Annotated in this window: 17 protein-coding genes; 9 read left to right on the top strand and 8 right to left on the bottom strand. The window is 49.5% G+C overall.

Features of this window, described 5'->3' with window-relative positions:
* Nucleotides 1–176: 176 nt before the first annotated feature.
* The 4 genes from ylbJ (at nt 177) to ABRS97_RS15740 (ending at nt 5,665) form a co-directional block, all read left to right on the top strand.
* The gene (gene ylbJ, locus ABRS97_RS15755; protein WP_367815394.1) at nt 177–1,415 is read left to right on the top strand and encodes a sporulation integral membrane protein YlbJ; all 1,239 of its coding nucleotides are present in this window, start codon (nt 177–179) and stop codon (nt 1,413–1,415) included.
* Between the two features lies 1 nt (nt 1,416).
* Nucleotides 1,417–4,017 carry an alpha-glucan family phosphorylase gene (gene glgP, locus ABRS97_RS15750; RefSeq protein WP_367815393.1) on the top strand — a complete coding sequence of 867 codons (2,601 nt, stop codon included), beginning with the start codon at nt 1,417–1,419 and terminating at the stop codon, nt 4,015–4,017.
* A 126-nt stretch (nt 4,018–4,143) separates the two neighbouring features.
* Nucleotides 4,144–4,836 carry a PilZ domain-containing protein gene (locus tag ABRS97_RS15745; RefSeq protein WP_367815391.1) on the top strand — a complete coding sequence of 231 codons (693 nt, stop codon included), beginning with the start codon at nt 4,144–4,146 and terminating at the stop codon, nt 4,834–4,836.
* Nucleotides 4,837–4,852: 16 nt separating this feature from the next.
* Nucleotides 4,853–5,665 (top strand): NAD kinase, encoded by an 813-nt coding sequence (locus ABRS97_RS15740; RefSeq protein WP_367815389.1) that lies wholly within the window; start codon nt 4,853–4,855, stop codon nt 5,663–5,665.
* Between the two features lie 50 nt (nt 5,666–5,715).
* On the opposite strand, the gene ABRS97_RS15735 is transcribed toward ABRS97_RS15740, so the two are convergent.
* Complete coding sequence (locus ABRS97_RS15735) at nt 5,716–6,030, bottom strand: YutD family protein (RefSeq protein WP_367815387.1); 315 nt, start codon at nt 6,028–6,030, stop codon at nt 5,716–5,718.
* A 40-nt stretch (nt 6,031–6,070) separates the two neighbouring features.
* Nucleotides 6,071–6,946 carry a lipoyl synthase gene (lipA, locus tag ABRS97_RS15730; RefSeq protein ID WP_367815386.1) on the bottom strand — a complete coding sequence of 292 codons (876 nt, stop codon included), beginning with the start codon at nt 6,944–6,946 and terminating at the stop codon, nt 6,071–6,073.
* A 153-nt stretch (nt 6,947–7,099) separates the two neighbouring features.
* On the opposite strand from lipA, the gene larE reads away from it, so the two are divergent.
* The 3 genes from larE to larC are packed head-to-tail and all read left to right on the top strand — an operon-like array spanning nt 7,100 to nt 9,724.
* Entirely contained in the window at nt 7,100–7,948 is an 849-nt protein-coding gene (gene larE / locus ABRS97_RS15725; protein WP_367815384.1) for an ATP-dependent sacrificial sulfur transferase LarE, read from the top strand.
* Complete coding sequence (gene larB / locus ABRS97_RS15720) at nt 7,945–8,721, top strand: nickel pincer cofactor biosynthesis protein LarB (protein WP_367815382.1); 777 nt, start codon at nt 7,945–7,947, stop codon at nt 8,719–8,721. Before larE ends, larB begins: the two co-directional genes overlap by 4 nt.
* A 10-nt stretch (nt 8,722–8,731) precedes the next feature.
* A complete protein-coding gene (gene larC, locus ABRS97_RS15715) occupies nt 8,732–9,724 on the top strand; it encodes a nickel pincer cofactor biosynthesis protein LarC (RefSeq protein WP_367815380.1) in 993 nt (330 codons plus the stop codon).
* Nucleotides 9,725–9,762: 38 nt separating this feature from the next.
* Here the strand turns inward: larC and larC2 are convergent, their stop codons facing one another.
* A complete protein-coding gene (larC2, locus tag ABRS97_RS15710; protein WP_367815379.1) occupies nt 9,763–10,248 on the bottom strand; it encodes a nickel pincer cofactor biosynthesis protein LarC2 in 486 nt (161 codons plus the stop codon).
* Nucleotides 10,249–10,363: 115 nt separating this feature from the next.
* On the opposite strand from larC2, the gene ABRS97_RS15705 reads away from it, so the two are divergent.
* Nucleotides 10,364–11,416 (top strand): M23 family metallopeptidase, encoded by a 1,053-nt coding sequence (locus ABRS97_RS15705; RefSeq protein WP_367815377.1) that lies wholly within the window; start codon nt 10,364–10,366, stop codon nt 11,414–11,416.
* 7 nt (nt 11,417–11,423) lie between these two features.
* Here the strand turns inward: ABRS97_RS15705 and yunB are convergent, their stop codons facing one another.
* The 5 genes from yunB to ABRS97_RS15680 form a co-directional block, all read right to left on the bottom strand.
* Nucleotides 11,424–12,224, bottom strand: coding sequence for a sporulation protein YunB (yunB, locus tag ABRS97_RS15700; protein WP_367815376.1), 801 nt, complete (start codon nt 12,222–12,224; stop codon nt 11,424–11,426).
* A gap of 122 nt (nt 12,225–12,346) precedes the next feature.
* Nucleotides 12,347–13,066, bottom strand: coding sequence for a DsbA family oxidoreductase (locus ABRS97_RS15695; protein WP_367815374.1), 720 nt, complete (start codon nt 13,064–13,066; stop codon nt 12,347–12,349).
* Between the two features lie 169 nt (nt 13,067–13,235).
* On the bottom strand, nt 13,236–13,676 hold the full coding sequence (locus ABRS97_RS15690) for an Rrf2 family transcriptional regulator (RefSeq protein WP_367815372.1): 441 nt from the start codon (nt 13,674–13,676) through the stop codon (nt 13,236–13,238).
* Between the two features lie 87 nt (nt 13,677–13,763).
* Entirely contained in the window at nt 13,764–15,101 is a 1,338-nt protein-coding gene (locus ABRS97_RS15685; RefSeq protein ID WP_367815370.1) for an MFS transporter, read from the bottom strand.
* A 44-nt stretch (nt 15,102–15,145) separates the two neighbouring features.
* Nucleotides 15,146–15,709: a 5' nucleotidase, NT5C type gene (locus tag ABRS97_RS15680; protein WP_367815368.1), complete on the bottom strand. Its 564-nt coding sequence runs from the start codon at nt 15,707–15,709 to the stop codon at nt 15,146–15,148.
* 208 nt (nt 15,710–15,917) lie between these two features.
* Between ABRS97_RS15680 and ABRS97_RS15675 the strand changes: the two genes are divergently transcribed.
* On the top strand, nt 15,918–16,784 hold the full coding sequence (locus tag ABRS97_RS15675; RefSeq protein WP_367815366.1) for a VOC family protein: 867 nt from the start codon (nt 15,918–15,920) through the stop codon (nt 16,782–16,784).
* The last annotated feature ends 171 nt before the right edge of the window (nt 16,785–16,955 follow it).

Raw genomic sequence — 16,955 nt, 5'->3', positions numbered from 1 at the left:
ATAAGACCTGTCATATGAATCACTCCCGCGGCCTAAGGATATAAGACTTCGAAGATTGTAACTAGTTCTATTTTACCATAAATAGAGTCTATGAACAGTACCAAAGTCCAAGTATTTTGAGACGGCATGTATGTCCACCCCACTTCATATAGTGGAAGGAGGAGGTGTCCTATTTCATGCAGAAACGAAACTTCACCACCGCTTTATTGATGGTATTCGTTCTATTCGCAATCTCGGTTTGCTTGTTCATTTTCCCTCACGAAGGCTTGAAAGCCGCCTTGCGCGGCGTTTCCATTTGGTGGGATGTGCTGTTCCCCGCCTTATTTCCATTCTTTGTCATCTCCGAAGTGCTGCTCGGCTTCGGCATCGTTCATTTTTTCGGCACGCTGCTTGATCCGATGATGCGTCCCGTGTTTCGCATTCCCGGCATCGGCGGCTTCGTCATGGCGATGGGCTTCGCCGCCGGCTACCCCGTCGGCGCGAAGCTTACCTCCCAGCTCTGGGAGCAGAAGCTGGTGAATCGCGAGGAAGGTGAACGCCTCGTCGCGTTCACCACGAGCTCCGATCCGATATTCCTGATCGGAGCCGTCTCTATTGGCTTCTTCCACGATGCCTCCCTCGCCATGATCATAGCAGTCGCTCACTATGGCGGCTCGGTGCTCATTGGCTTGATGATGCGATTTCATGGCAGGAAGAGCACTCCCACACCGCAATCAATCACCCGCAAAGGCTGGGTGTGGAAGCGCGCTTTTGACGCTATGCATGCCGCCCGTATGAAAGATGGCAGGTCAATAGGCAATCTGCTGAGCCAATCGATCCTGCACTCGCTGAGCTTGATCTTCGTCGTTGGCGGATTGGTTGTGTTTTTTTCCGTCGTTTTGGAGGTCCTGACAGCAGCCAATGTGATGAACTTCATGTTTCTGCTGGTTCAAACTCTTCTGCAGGTAACGGGTCTGCCCCATGAGCTTTCACAAGCTGTTATTAATGGATTGTTTGAGGTCACCCTCGGGGCAAAGGCTGCCGGGTCTGCGGAAGCAACATTGGCGCTTTCCAGCAAAGTAGCGATTGCCGCTTTCATCCTTTCGTGGGGCGGTCTTTCCGTTCACGCCCAGATCGTAAGCCTGCTGAGCCATACGAATCTGCGATATTTGCCTTTTCTGACAGCACGCTTCGTACATGCCCTTCTCTCCGCTGCTATTGTGCTCGTAATTTGGGAGCCTATGCAGCAATTCCGAGAACAGTCAACCGCCTTTTTACCGGCCTACAACCCCCTCACTCCTCTCCCCAGTTTCATGAAATTGCTACTTCCTGTTAGCGGAACCGTCGTTCTGGCAACTTTTTCTGTCATTGCGCTTCTGTTTGCCGCATACTCCTTTCTTAAACTCATGTATGAAAAAGTTGGAGGAACAAGATAATATGGCTAATCGTGAAAATCCAAACAAAGGAAGAGGACACCAAGAGATGCAAGCTGCCTTAACGAAAGAATCGAGACCCTTGCCGCAAGCGATCACGCGTCTGTCGGAGCTTGCCTATAATCTATGGTTCAGCTGGAACGCCGACGCTCTCGCACTGTTCGCAAGTATGGATGCGGGAAAATGGGAGGAGTCCGGTCATAATCCCGTGCTCCTTCTTCATGAACTGGATGATGCACAGCTCGAATTGCTCAGTAAGGACGAAGCTTTCCTAGCCGCTTATCAACATGTAATTTCACAGTTCGACTCTTATATGCAGGGAAGCACATGGTTTCAAAAACAGCACGAGGATCAAGCCTATGTGAAAATCGCTTATTTCTCCGCTGAGTTCGGATTCCATGAATCGCTGCCGATTTATTCAGGCGGACTCGGCATTCTAGCCGGAGACCATTGCAAATCCGCGAGCGACCTGGGTATTCCTTTAATCGGCGTAGGACTTCTATATAAAAAGGGATATTTTAAGCAAAAAATCGATGCTTCAGGCGACCAACAAGCCGAGTTGCTTCAGTATGACTTTGCAAAGCTTCCAATTCAACCCGCGATGCAAAATCAGCAACCCATCGTCATATCCATTACTATGCCCGGGCGTACGATTTCTTTACATGTGTGGCGTGTACAGGTGGGCAGAAACGCTGTTTATTTGCTGGATGCGGATCATGAAGCCAATCAACAGGCCGATAAAGATCTAACCGCTCAGCTGTATGGCGGCAATCAGGATACACGGATTGTGCAAGAAATCTTGCTTGGCATTGGAGGCGTTAAAGCGCTCCGCGCCATTGGGTATTATCCGAATGTGTACCACATTAATGAAGGTCATGCCGCATTCCTCACTTTAGAACGCTTAAGAGAGCTTCTTCACTTAAGCCTGCCCTTTCATGCGGCTGTGGAGACCGTGCGGTCTGCGACAGTATTCACGACACATACGCCTGTGCCTGCTGGCCACGATACCTTTTCAATCAGTATGCTGGAACATCACTTAGGTCCGCTGTTTCAGGAGGTATCCCGTCACAAGCAAGACATCATAGAGCTTGGACTTGACCGTCATACGGGTCTCTTCAACATGACTCACTTAGCCATGAACACCGCTGGGCTGCGCAATGGCGTCAGCAAGCTGCATGGGCAAGTTTCTCGGGAAATGTTCCGTGAGTTTCATGGAAACATCGATGTCAGCGAAGTGCCGATCGACGCCATCACGAACGGGGTGCATATGGACACATGGACAGCGCCAGAATGGAAAGAGCTGTTTGATCGCTTCCTCCCAGGGTCATGGAGAGAGGAGCAAGCGAATCAACATCAGTGGCAAGCGGTCGAACTGATTCCTGATGAATCGATTTGGAAGGTTCATATGCACCTAAAGGAAAACATGATCCGCTATGCACGCCGTAATTTGCAAGAGCAGCGCAAGCGCAACGGCGAATCGGATTCGCGCATCGAGGAGGTTAGACACTATCTGGATCCTAAGGCTCTGACCATTGGATTCGCCAGAAGATTTGCTACTTACAAGCGGGCTAATCTCATCTTCAACAACTTGCACCGGCTGAAAAAACTCATCCATGATGCGGATCGGCCAGTTCAATTTATTTTTGCCGGCAAAGCTCACCCCGCCGATCTTCCAGGACAAGAACTTATCCGTGAAATTTATCGCGTTTCGCAGAAGCCGGAATTTCTCGGTAAAATCCTCATCCTTGAAAATTATGATATGAACATGGCCCGTTATTTGGTTCAGGGGGTCGACGTTTGGTTGAATAATCCCCTCCGGCCATTAGAAGCAAGCGGAACCAGCGGACAAAAAGCTGCCATGAATGGCATTATAAACTTCAGCGTGCTGGATGGCTGGTGGGAGGAAGGATTTAACGGAACCAACGGTTGGGCCATTGGCTCTACTGGCGAAGCGGATTGGGCGAAACAGGAAAAAGAGAATACCGAAGCAATTTACCGCATCCTCGAGCAAGAAATCGTGCCTCTTTATTATAATCAAGGGGAGCTCCCTCATCAGTGGGTGAACCGGATGAAACGCTCCATAGAGACGCTTAGCCCCGTTTATAATACACACCGGATGGTGCAGGATTACACGGAGCTCACCTACTTGCCCACCGCCGAGCGGGCTCGGCGGTATGTCGACAATGGGTACGAGGTGGCTACCCGTGTCGCTGATTATAAACAGTTCATCCGCAGCAATTGGTATCAAGTGAAAATTATCGGCATTGACGATCGCGCAGCTAAACTTACAACTGAAACACCGCTCAATTCCACTCCCCCCTCGACGAAAGAAATTACGGCTAAGGTTTTCTTCGGGCCCATTTGGCCGCAAGATACGATGGTGGAGGTCGTCTATTATGAAGAAAACCAAGGAGCCTGGGATCAGATCATAGTCCCGATGGGACCTGCCGGCGAAGTGATCGATCAAGTTCAAGCGTATCGAGCGGTCATTCCCGCACATCTGATCCATGGTCCCCACTTCTCTGTTCGTGTTCGACCGGTTTCTTCAAACTTCGCCCACGCCTTCGAGCTGCCTCTGGTGACAAGTACGTTAACAAGGCCATGAACCGAACTTCTTAAGAAAAGCCCCTCTTTGGGGCTTTTCTTATTTTCTTTTATTGATTATGATGGGAGATGAAGTCACGTATTGTTTCACGGTTCATGAATGCAAATCTACCCACTTGGTGATGCTATGGATTGGAATAAGGCGCTAGAACTAGAAATCATTGCTCCGAAAGATGACTGTCGACTCATTATTGTCGGCGAATCGAAAGATGGACAGCCTTTTTGCTATGAAGAATATTTTACGATCGAACAAATTGTCGAATCGGCATTTTCCGTAATCCTTGAACTTTCTGGCCTATATCCTTTCGAGAAACTTGAACATGTAACTTTAATTGAATTTTCTTTTAAACACCGCGGCCTCTTATATTATTCGAATGTCGATCTCATTGAAATTGAATTCAAAAAAACATACTGTCTGCTGACACTTTCCATTCCCGATGAACTACATAGTCACCAGAATCGGCAATTCAATCGTGCCAGAGTATCGGTTCGAACGCCTCTTACGCTTCGAATTGTCGGTATTCGCGGATTTTCCGTCAGCAAAGGTGTTGCATTTGCCGGACAACTGCTCGACATTAGCGCAGGCGGCCTTTCTTTTGCTACGACCAATCGGCTCCTTTCGCCCTTATTTTTGGAACTGAGCTTTATCCTGCCGCAATGCCCGCTGCCGATTACCGTCTATGGTGAAATTGTTCGAGTAACGAACCTCAGCTATGATTCTTACCGAGTTGCCGTAGAAATGAGAAACACACCCGAAACGATACTTCAAGAAATCGAAAAATTTTGTTCGAACGAGAACCCGCTTGGCATACAGAGCTAATTTAGGAGGGAATCCATTGAAATATAATGTGATTGAACGAGGGGATGAAATCTCCAAGCAGTTAACGGAGCGGTTTCATGCTCTTGCTGCCGAGCACAATATGCCTAGAGATGAAGAAGATCCGGATATCGTCCTCTCGATTGGCGGAGACGGCACGATGCTGCAGGCTTTTCATAAATATGTGAAGCGGCTCCATCACATCGCGTTCGTCGGCATCCACACAGGCCATTTGGGATTTTTCGCCGATTGGAAGCCCAACGAGCTGGACGAGCTGGCTTCGTTGATGTTCAGCGTCACGAGTCCAGAAGAACTGCACATCGTGCAATATCCCGTTGTCGAAATCCAGATCACGACTGAAACCGGCGTCGAAACGCACCTTGCTCTCAATGAATTTACACTGCGAGGCGTTGAAGTTTCACTGGTTGCACAACTGCATATTAATGACGAGATGTTCGAAATGTTCCGGGGCGACGGCATCTGCATTTCCTCCCCTGCGGGCAGCACCGCATACAACAAAAGCCTAGGCGGAGCGATGGTCCATCCTTCCCTCGAAGCGATTCAGATTGCCGAGATCGCTTCGATCAATAACCGCGTATTCCGTACGCTGGGCTCATCCATGATTTTGCCTAAGCATCATCACTGCGATATCTATCCAAAAGCGCATCAAAACATGCTGTTATCGCTCGATCATCTTTATATGCAGCGTAATGACGTTGTCTCGATCCGCTGTCACGTAGCCTCCGACGTGAAAGTGAAATTCGCCCGGTTTCGCCCGTTCCCTTTCTGGAACCGAGTTCGCGAAGCCTTCATCGGCTATGAGGTTAAGTAAAACAAAACGCCCTGCTCGCTGTTTGGATAGCGAGAGGGCGTTTTTCCGCTTTATGATACGGGCACGGCTGCTTCTGCCGGCGCCTGCTGCTTGGCATTTACTTTCTCAATAATAAAGTACGCGCAGCCGAAGTTGCAGTATTCATTCAAATAGTCCTGAAGCGCAGCGATAGAGCTTTCCTTCGTTGCCTTGGGATGATTCTCCTTGAAGAACCCCCTGAGCCTTAACTGGTTATAGCCCCAGTCTCCCACAATATAATCGTAACGCTCCAGCACTTCGCTAAAGCGGTCCCGGAATACTTCGAAGTTCCATCCATTTTTGTGGTCAGTCACTAGCTCGTATGTTTTATTTGCGATATGGATCATGATGTTATAAAGCTCTCCTTTCTGAGATCCGTAGGTAAGGTCAGGCGTTGGTGGCCGATTGAACCTGTTCATGGGCATGGTAAGAACTTCTTACCATAGGGCCGGATTCCACATGCTTGAAGCCGCGCTTCATTCCCTCATCTTTGAGAATGGCGAACTGCTCCGGCGTATAGTACTTGGATACCGCTAAATGTGTCGTTGACGGTTGCAGATACTGGCCAATGGTCATAATATCACAATCGACTGCGCGCAGATCCTCCATCGTTTGCAGCAGTTCATCCCACTGCTCTCCGACACCAATCATAATGCTCGATTTCGTTGGGATATTAGGGGCAATCCGCTTGGAACGCTCCAGCAATTCCAGAGAACGGCGATACTTCGCCTTCGAACGGACGCGGTCTGACATCCGTTCCACCGTCTCCATATTATGATTCAAAATATCAGGCTTCGCTTCCAAAACTGTAGCCAGCGACGCTTCGCGCCCCAAAAAGTCCGGTATCAGAACTTCAACCGTACAGAGCGGCATTTTACGGCGAATCGCTTTGATGGTTTCCGCGAAAATCATCGCGCCCCCATCTTCCAAATCGTCTCGGGCGACGGATGTCACCACGCAGTGACGTAAACCCATTTGCAGGGCTGCGTCAGCAACACGTTCTGGTTCTTGCAGGTCTAGCTCGGTAGGCAGTCCAGTTTTGACCGCGCAGAAACGGCATGCTCTTGTACAAATATCACCCAGAATCATAAAAGTAGCCGTGCGATTCGCCCAGCATTCATGAATATTCGGGCATTTGGCCTCTTCGCAAACCGTATGAAGTGTCTTGGAACGCATCATGGATTTGATTTCTTTGAAATTCTCACCGGTGGTGAGCTTGATTTTGAGCCAGTCTGGTTTTCTCTCTATGGGTTTCGTAGGCATTATAAATCCCGCCTTTTTCTTGGTTTCTCGTTGTTGTTATTATAACATGAATGCTTGACAAAACAATCCACTTTGACAGTCAGTTGTGATACACTGATCTAGATGGACCAAGGCAGCTATTCATGCATACAAGCTGTATGGGAGGGAAGAATCATGAGCATACCAGAATCTACACGCGAGAAAGACAGGCGATTAGGCGAAATCCTGAGAGGGATGGGCCGTGTGATCGTTGCCTTTTCCGGAGGCGTAGACAGTACATTCGTCCTCAAACGCGCGCAGCAGGAGCTCGGCGATCAGGTCCTGGCCGTAACCGCAGCGTCCGAAACATTCCCGTCCAGGGAATTCGATGCCGCCGTAGAACTCGCCGAACACATTGGCGTCCCACTGTACAAAACAGAGGTCAAAGAACTGGAAAACGCGAATTTCGTCGCGAATAATCCAGACCGCTGCTACCACTGTAAAACGGGACTCTATTCACATTTGCAAGTGCTTGCCAAAGAATTAGGCTATCCTTATATCCTAGACGGCTCTAACGTGGACGATCTTGGCGACTACCGCCCCGGCCTTCAAGCCAAAAATGAACAAGGCGTCCGGAGCACCCTGCAGGAAGCAGGACTTACCAAAGATGAGATTCGGCAGCTTTCCAAAGAGCTCGGTCTCAAGACGTGGGATAAACCTTCGTTCGCCTGCTTGTCGTCCAGAATTCCATATGGCACGAAGATTGAAAAGTGGAAAATCGATCAGCTCGACGAAGGCGAATATTTCTTGTCGCAGCTTGGGCTGTATCAAGTACGCGTACGCCACCATGATAAAATCGCCCGCATCGAAGTAATGCCGGACGAAATTCATAAGGTGGTTGAGCACCGCGACGCGATATACGAGAAATTCAGCAAACTCGGTTTCACCTATGTGACGCTTGATCTGCAGGGCTACCGAACCGGCAGTATGAACGAAGTGCTGTCCAAGGAAATCAAAGAAAAGGTGAAAGAAGCATCCCTATGATGGATTTGGAAAAAATATTAAAGCTCGTCCAAACGGGCGATCTGGACGTTGAAGAAGCGAAAAAGCAAATCATTAAGGAAGGCACCGGCGACGGTCCCGCAGGCCTTGATCTCGGCTTTGCGCAGCTGGACATCGAGCGCGAGAAGCGCACAGGCTTCCCCGAAGTCATTTTCGGGGAAGGCAAGACGGCCGCACAGCTCGAGGAGATTTTCCGGCGGCTCACCGAGCATACCGACCGCGTGCTCGCCACGCGCATCGATGCGGCCAAAGCCGCCCATGTGGTAGGTGCCGTAGAAGGCGTCACCTACCACGAAACCGCGAGGGCGCTCACTTGGTTCAAGCGCCCGATGCTCAAGGTCCACGACGGCTACATCGCCGTCGTGTGCGCCGGCACTTCCGACCTCCCCGTGGCGGAGGAGGCGGCCCTTACGGCAGAATGCCTGGGCAGCCATGTCGAACGCGTGTTCGACGTCGGCGTTGCCGGCATTCACCGGCTGTTCCGTCGGCTGGAGCTCATTCGCGGCGCGAACGCGATTGTGGTGGTAGCCGGCATGGAGGGCGCGCTCGCCAGCGTCGTCGGCGGGCTGGTCGCGAAGCCGATCGTCGCGGTGCCGACGAGTATCGGCTACGGCGCGAATCTGGCAGGCATCGCGCCTCTGCTCTCGATGTTGAACGCCTGCTCGCCAGGCATTTCCGTCGTCAACATCGACAACGGCTTCGGAGCCGGCTATTATGCCGGGCTCATCAACAAAAATATGTCGAAACGAGCGTGAAGTTCCCATTATGCGTATTTTGTATTTGGACTGCTTTTCCGGCATCAGCGGCGACATGACTCTCGGCGCTCTGGTCGATGCCGGAGCAGATCGTGCTTATATAGAAGATGAGCTTGCCAAAATCAAGCTGGAGCCTTACCAACTGGAGTGGAAACGCGTCGTGAAGCGCGGCATTTCCGCTTTGAAGCTGGATGTTCTGCTCGATCCGGAGCATCCGCCGAAACATCATCGGCACTACTCGGAGATCGTAAGAGTCATTCAATCCGCAGGCTTCAACGAGCGCGTCACGGCGCTCAGCTTGGCGATTTTCGAGAAGATCGGCATCGCAGAAGCGAAAATTCACGGTATTCCCGTCGAAAAGGTCCATTTTCATGAAGTTGGGGCCATTGACTCTATCGTTGATATCGTCGGTGTAGCTCTGGCGATTGATTCCTTACAAATCGAGCGCATTTATGCTTCTCCGGTACCGCTTGGTTCAGGAACGATTCATATCGATCACGGCATCTACCCAGTCCCTGCTCCAGCGACGCTGGAGATGATGCGGGGCTTGCCGATTGCTTCGACGAATTATAGCTTGGAGCTGACGACACCAACCGGCGCCGGTATTATTTCCGGCATTGTGGACGAATTCTCGAAAAGCTTCCCGCCAATGATTGTCGATACCATCGGCTATGGCGCAGGTACGCGGGATTTGCCTAATCAACCGAATGTGCTCCGTGTCGTAGTTGGACAGGTCGATCCTTTCATCGGCAAATGGCAAGTTACGCACGAGCATCTTGCGCATGAGCACGGTCACACACATGCCCACGAGGATCATCACCACCATCACGCGCATGATGCTCACCACGGTCATGCTCATGCGCGCGATGAACATCAGCATCACGGGCATACACACGAACATACGCACAGCCATGACCATTCGCATGCGGCGGATCATCACCAGCACCGCGAACACGGGCACGAGCATGTTCATCATGTTGGAACGGATCCAGTTACTCAATAGCTATTGAATGTGAACATGCAAACGCCTCTCCCTGATCTTCAGGAGGAGGCGTTTTGTTGTTTGTCCATAAACTGTTTTCTCACTTCGTCATACACATGTTTGAGAGGTATTCGGTGCTCCTTGGCGACCTGCTCGCATTCTTTAAACTCAGGCGCGTACTGCACCAGCTTGCCTTGGTGATAGCCTACTTTCACAGATAGAGGCCCCCACTCGGTCTGCACCTGCTGGAACTCTCTGGCCAACCGATGGCAGGATGCGTCCATGTATCGAATGCCGAGCGTGGTCGTCTCGCTAAAGATGATCGCTTCTACTTCTTCAAGGAGATCCGCTTCCGCCAAAACGTTCAGCATGAACCCAGGTCTTCCTTTTTTCATAATAATCGGCACGACAAATACATCATTCGCTCCGCAGTCGAACAGCTTATCCATTATATAAGAAACCCACTCGGGATTCATATCATCCAAATTGGCTTGAATGACTAACATCTGATCATCCACATGCTCTTCCCTGTGCTCAAAACTCATCCATCCCACCCCTTTCAGGCATCATAGCAAAAATGCGCTTCAAACGAAAGATGCGGGATAAATACAGAACAAACGGCGCAAGCTAAGGACTGACATTTCAGGAAGGATGATAGAGATGAAACACAGACCTATATGGCCGCGGGTGCTTGTCCTTAGCTTCCTCCTATCGGCATCCGAGCTGGGAAATCAGCCCATAAACGCTGCATTTCAAGCCGCATCTTCTACTCAATGGCAAGCACCTAGCCCTCCGAAAAGTGACAAAAACGCATATAGCGAACGCAAACGATTATTTGAAGAAACAAGTACGTTGTCCGGTGTTCCATGGGCTTACATAGCGGCTGTTGACCAATACGAGCGAACGATGAATGCCGTTAAAAAAAGACCCGTTCCCGATGGGCTGGTGAACATCCACTTCACCGAAGCGGAATGGACAGGACTGCTCAATCCGGATCAGCAGGATACGAATCCATCTAGCATCTCGTTATTCCGTGGATACGGAAAAGACGGATCAGGGGATGGCATCGCTGATCGCCATAATGATTTGGATATACTGGCAGCGATGACGACGCTTATGACCAAATCAGGAACACGGGTTGACAATATGCTCATCAACTTGTGGAATTATTATCAAAATTCGCGCAGTGTGGAACGGATCAAGCAATTTGCTGCTATTTATAGAAAGCTAGATACGATGGATTTGAACGAGCACGCCTTCCCCCTGCCTGTCCAAGCCGACTACTCCTATCGCAGCACATGGGGCGACAGCCGCGGGTGGGGCGGACATCGCATCCACGAGGGTACCGATTTATTTGCCAGATACGGCGTTCCCGTTCGCAGCACCTGCTATGGCATCGTTGAGGTTAAAGGTTGGAACCCTTATGGCGGTTGGCGTATCGGTATCCGGGATGTTAACAACCTGTATCATTATTACGCCCATCTATCCGGATTTCAAAAGGGAATCAAAGAAGGGGATATCGTAAAACCTGGTCAAGTCATCGGAAGGGTAGGCAGCTCGGGTTACGGTAAGCCTGGGACGAGCGGAAAATTTCCGCCTCATCTTCATTTCGGCCTGTACCGCGACAATGGCCTCACAGAGTGGAGCTTCGATCCCTATCCATCCCTGCGCAGATGGGAGCGTGCGGATCTCGGTAAACCGAAAAACAATTAAGCCGCTCCTACTGGGGCGGCTCTTCTTGTATGTTATTCGCCTTCGAAGCGGGCAACCCATTCTCGCCTTTCGGAGCTGCGGCGCCGGCATTCGGCAAGCTCGGAATGGACAAATTAGGCGGCACTGTATCTTTATTGCTTCCGACAGGGTTCCCTTTATTGTCAAAATAGTACGTTGGAACATCCCCAACAACAAGCGAGTAGGAGATTGGAATTTCCGTTTCTACGATTTCCGTGTCGGAGTCAAAAGGAATAATGACCGACACTTCCGCAATAATGCGCACATAGACCTCAAATAAAACCATATTAATACCCGCGTTTTGGGAGCGTGTATTCAAATCCACTTTTACATTCCCGACCGGCAGCAGCTTAATGGGAACGTCTGGGCCGAACGAAGCCAAGATCGCGCTGTTCATCGCCTGACCGACAGGAATATGTTCATTGATGCTTTGCAAATGAATCAGTTCATTTTGAACGGTGTTGATGGTATTCGATGTAATTCGCATGTGCTCCGCATAGTTCAGCATGAAGCCAGTAATTTTGCCGTTTTTATCCGTTTTCCAGTCGATCAGTTGTTCAGCATTCGTACTCCCCGCCACATGATCAGCGATAGCGCTGTTAATGGCTTGCGTAGCAATCTGCTTGATGCGAATCTTCGCCAAATTCATGAGCGGCGGGCGCAAATTGCGTTCCACGAACATAAACGACTGAACAGCAAACAAGACAAAGATGAGAAGCCCGATGAGCAGAACTCTTTTGCGGCTTACTTTTCCCGTAGGCCGGCTCCTCCACCGCCGTCTTCGCAGCATCCCTTTCCCCCCTAGCCTGCTTGTCATTATTACCACCTTATGCAGACTTGGGTTAAAAAAGAAGACTTGCATGCGTAGGCTCTTGAAGTCCAAACACGTTCACATGATGTTCCTATCAAAAATCAATTTTTATCCGTGCTGATACATACGCCGTCCGCGCACACTGCCCCGTCTGAGCCAGAAACAGGTTTCAGCACGATCAGCGGATGCTCCTCATCCCAAGCCTTCTCCAGTGTCTGCAAGAAAACCTCCGGCGATTGCGCGCCTGAAATTGCATATTTACGATTTACCACATAAAAAGGTACGCCGCGCACGCCAAGTCTTGCGCCTTCGGCCTGATCGGCTTGCACTTCAGCTGCAAATTGATCACTGGCCAGCATGGCGATGACAGCCTCGGGATCGAGACCCGCTTCAGCTCCGATGGCTGCTAAAGTAGCAGGATCGCCAACATGCTTGGAATCCGTGAAGTAAGCCTGGAACAGCCTTTCGGCCACATCCGTGCTTTTCCCGAATTGTGCGGCAAAATGGAGGAGTCGATGGGCATCTAACGTGTTCGTCAATTTCATCGTGTCAAAATGATAATCCAACCCCAGCGCCGCTGCTTGCGCCCCAACCTGATCGTTCATGCGAACCGCTTCCTGGCGACTCATCCCGTATTTAGAGGCGAGCATATCGTGTACATCATATTCAACTTCTTTCGGAGCGTTCGCATCCAGTTGAAAGCTTTTATACACAATTTGAATATGCTCCTTTTGCGCAAAGCGCTCTAAACCTGCCTCAAAACGGCGTTTGCCAATATAACAAAATGGGCACATAATATCGGACCAAATTTCCACCTGCATGTTCATGCCTCCTCTATTTGTCTGGAGAATTCACCAGATTAGCACCAAAATATGTGCCTATAATTAGCACAGTTGTTCCTAAAATAAAATTGCAGTCATCCATGCAACTGCAACTCGTATACGCACATTATAAGTGAATAGCTGCGGCTAGGCAAGCTGCTAGTTACGCTCATTTTTTTGAGGAAAAATCAATTGAGCCCATAATATCAACGATACTGTACAGGCGCAAGTGTTCGATTGTTTTCGTCTCAGCTGCCGTCATTATGTTGTCAATCACTTGATCCAATTGCTTGCCTGCTTCCCCACAGTCCACTTCGGCTGCGGCCTCCGTACACTCTCCTTTGACGGCTAGATAGACATCCGCCAGAGAAATGTGTTCAGGCGCTCTATTGAGCGTATAGCCGCCTTCCCTGCCTTCCCGTGCCTCTACAAGACCGGCATGCACTAGCGAAGCAAGCACCCTCCGCAGAAATGTCGCGTGGGAGTTCACTTGATCGGCAATGACTGCGCTGGACAGAACACCTCCGCTTTGGGTTAGCCATACCAGTGCGTGAACAGCAATGCTAAACCGCGGCGGACCTATCGTTATCGCATTGTTTTTTGTACTCAAGGTCCTCACCTCTCCAACTCTTTCATTTCCTGCTTGCATTATAGCACGAACGTGGCAAAAAAACAGATGGAGCACACTGGATGGACATCAGCTATTTTCGGCTCCCCGAACAGAACTACTTTGTGCGCTAAGCTTGTACCACACCAATACGCCCGAGGAACATAAGCACACCAAACATAAAATACCATAAATGTCTTCATAGGCATGGAGTAAAGTTGCTTTTTTCAGAAAAGCAAGTAAAATTCCACAGGCAGCAACGGAGATGGAGCCTCCGAAAAACTGGATCAGCTGCATCAATCCCATGCCCGAACCAATATGCGATTTGGGCAAAATGCCGGACGTCTCATTGTTTAACGATGATATCGTGGCCGAGAATGCCGGCGAGAAGAAGAGATACCCACAAAGGATTACGGCAGGCGATGCGCCAAGAATAAAGTAAAAAGCAGCCAAGACTAAGGCCAATATCCCGTGGCCAAGCAGCAAAAACCGATGATTCCCATACCGGTCAATCCAGTGCCCCACAAACCGAGTCAAGAATGCGGACAAGATCGCTCCCGGGGCAATCATCAAGCCGATCACCATTGCCGATTGGTGATATAAGTTGGCGAGGGCCAGCGGCATTAGAAACAAATTCCCCAAATTCATTACCAGAATACAAAAACCAATAACAACAAGCTTCCGATAAGCTGATCTGCTCAGAAGATCAGGGTTGATGAACGGCTCCCTTTTGCGCTTCATATGCCAAGCATGCACGAATAGCGAAACGACCGAGCATCCGAACCATACAAAGGACCGCTGTGTCACGGCTAACAGTAAAGTGGCAGCATTAACGACAGTTAGGATCGCTCCGAAGCTATCGAATTTGAAAGGCGCAGGATTTTCTTTCGGCAATAGCGCTAGCAATATTGGAAGAATAACAAGAATAAGACAAGTGATGGCGAATAAGCCGTTCCAGCCCAAATACTCGCTAATAAATCCGCCAACAAGCGGCCCCAGTCCGAAAGCCATCGCACTTCCTGCAGAGATCATGGCAATCGCCGATCCTCTTCTTTCAACGGGAATATACCGGCTAGCCAGCACCAGTCCCAGGCCCGCCATAACGCCCGCACCTGCGGACTGCACAATTCTCGCCGCTAACAAGGCTTTAAAATCATGGGCAAACAAGCCAAATACCGAAGAAAGACCAAGAATAAGAAGGCCAATTGTAAGTAGCCTGCGTATGGGAACGACGTCCGTAAGCCTGCTGTAAATGACAGTAGATAAAGCATAACCGATCGAATAGCTTGAGATCACCCATGAGCCTAGATCTGCCGAGATGCCAAGCTCTTTGATAATGCTTGGAATAGATACATTAAACATCGTTGTATTCATCACAACGATAAACAAGCCGATCGTCCACACCGGCATCACAATTTTATCGTTCATCTGCACGACCATCCTGTCTAAACACGAGATGAATTTCTATTTTTCTAAGCGTTCATGACATCTTTCAGTTCATCCCAAGATGTAATCCGAGCCATATCCAAATGCTGATTATATGACCTGTCTCTCGCGTATACTTTTAACGCCAAGTGAGACAGCGTCTCCAATACAGCAGGTTTATCATCAAAATAATAATCCAAGCCTAATTCCTGGATGATATGAACTTTCTCCTTATCGTCCATACCGCAGAAAAAATGGCCTTCAGCCACAGGAAAACCATTGTCTACCAGCCATTTGTGCGTGCGTTCGCAATGCTCTTTAGCCCTTGCCGTAATATAGTAAACCTCATGGCCTTGGCTGATCAGCTCATGAAGTACTTCCACAGCATTCGGAAAAGGAGGGCATGCGGTATAGTAGATTTCTTCGCGGAGGCTTGACCACAGCTTGCTTCCTTCCTCTTTCGATAAACCAAATGCATCGTGAATTTCAAGCGTGGTTAACGCGTTGAATACGTCGATCCCCACATTTTGGCCAAGCTTCTTATTGTAAATATGAAAAGCATGTTCTCTTAAATTAATCAGTGTATCGTCGATATCAAAACCAAATTTCACCTGAAATCCCTCTTTCATTCATCCATTTCTCGATCATGGCACTCTTTTAGTTATAACAGAATGGGGCAAGCTTGTAAAAAGCCCGGCTTTGCAGCAGCCTGTACATATAGAGTGCGCATTAATCATAAAATAAATATATGATTTGACGTAACTAAATAACTATATTAAACTTAGTTACAAATAGTAAGCAATAAGGAGTGACTCATGGATGTCTACCAAGCTGCATCCCGACATTAAGTTAGGACTGGTCAAACTGAAGGTATCGGATTTGGAGCGATCCATCCGCTTTTATCAAGAAGTCGTAGGCTTGAAGGTATTGCAAGCAAACCCGAAACAGGCTGAGTTAACGGTTGACGGGCATACGCCTTTTCTTACCCTGACTGAAATACCACAGGCACAGATACTCCCGCGCAGGTCGGCTGCCGGTCTATATCACTTTGCCATTTTGCTGCCAACACGCCGGGACTTAGGCTTATCTTTGCGGAATCTGATCCAATCGGGCATTCATATCGGTCAAGCCGATCACTTAGTCAGCGAGGCGCTTTATATCGCCGATCCGGATAATAACGGAATTGAAATTTATTGCGATCGGCCTAAGGAGATGTGGCGCCGCGATGCTGAGGGCAACTATCTCATGGCCTCCGATCCAATTGATTGGGACGGGCTGCTCAGCGAAGCGGAAGGGCACGAATGGAACGGTCTCCCCGCAGGCACGACCATGGGGCACATTCATTTTCATGTGAAAGACCTTCAGACGTCCAAGCATTTTTACTGCGATATCCTTGGCTTCGATATCGTCGCTGATGCCGCAGCTGCAATGAGAGCCTTGTTTATCTCCGCAGGGGGCTACCATCACCATATTGGCATGAATCTTTGGGCTGGCCAAGATGCCCCATTGCCTCCAGCCAATGGCACTGGACTTGAATATTACACGATCGTTTTCCCAAATTCGGAAGAAAGAAAGCACGCTCGCGAGCGCCTGCAGCAAGCCGGATATACCGTCACCGAGCAGGATCATGCGTTTGTGGTAATCGATCCCTCTGGGGTTCAATTACGTATGATAACAGCGATCTGAGATCCATCGACGCGTAGCTTTTCATAAGAAGGGCCTGAGGCTGTGCCTCAGGCCCTTCGATTCGGTATTCCTATCCATGAATGTCTTTGTAAAATTCCGGATACTCGCCTCCGCAAGCTTCGCAAGAAAACCAAGGAGGTGCTGCCGGACCGCCAATTCCCCATACACAGC

The organism is Paenibacillus tabacirhizosphaerae, from assembly GCF_040812395.1.
Classification (GTDB): domain Bacteria; phylum Bacillota; class Bacilli; order Paenibacillales; family NBRC-103111; genus Paenibacillus_E.
This window is presented reverse-complemented; position numbering and strand designations above follow the sequence as displayed.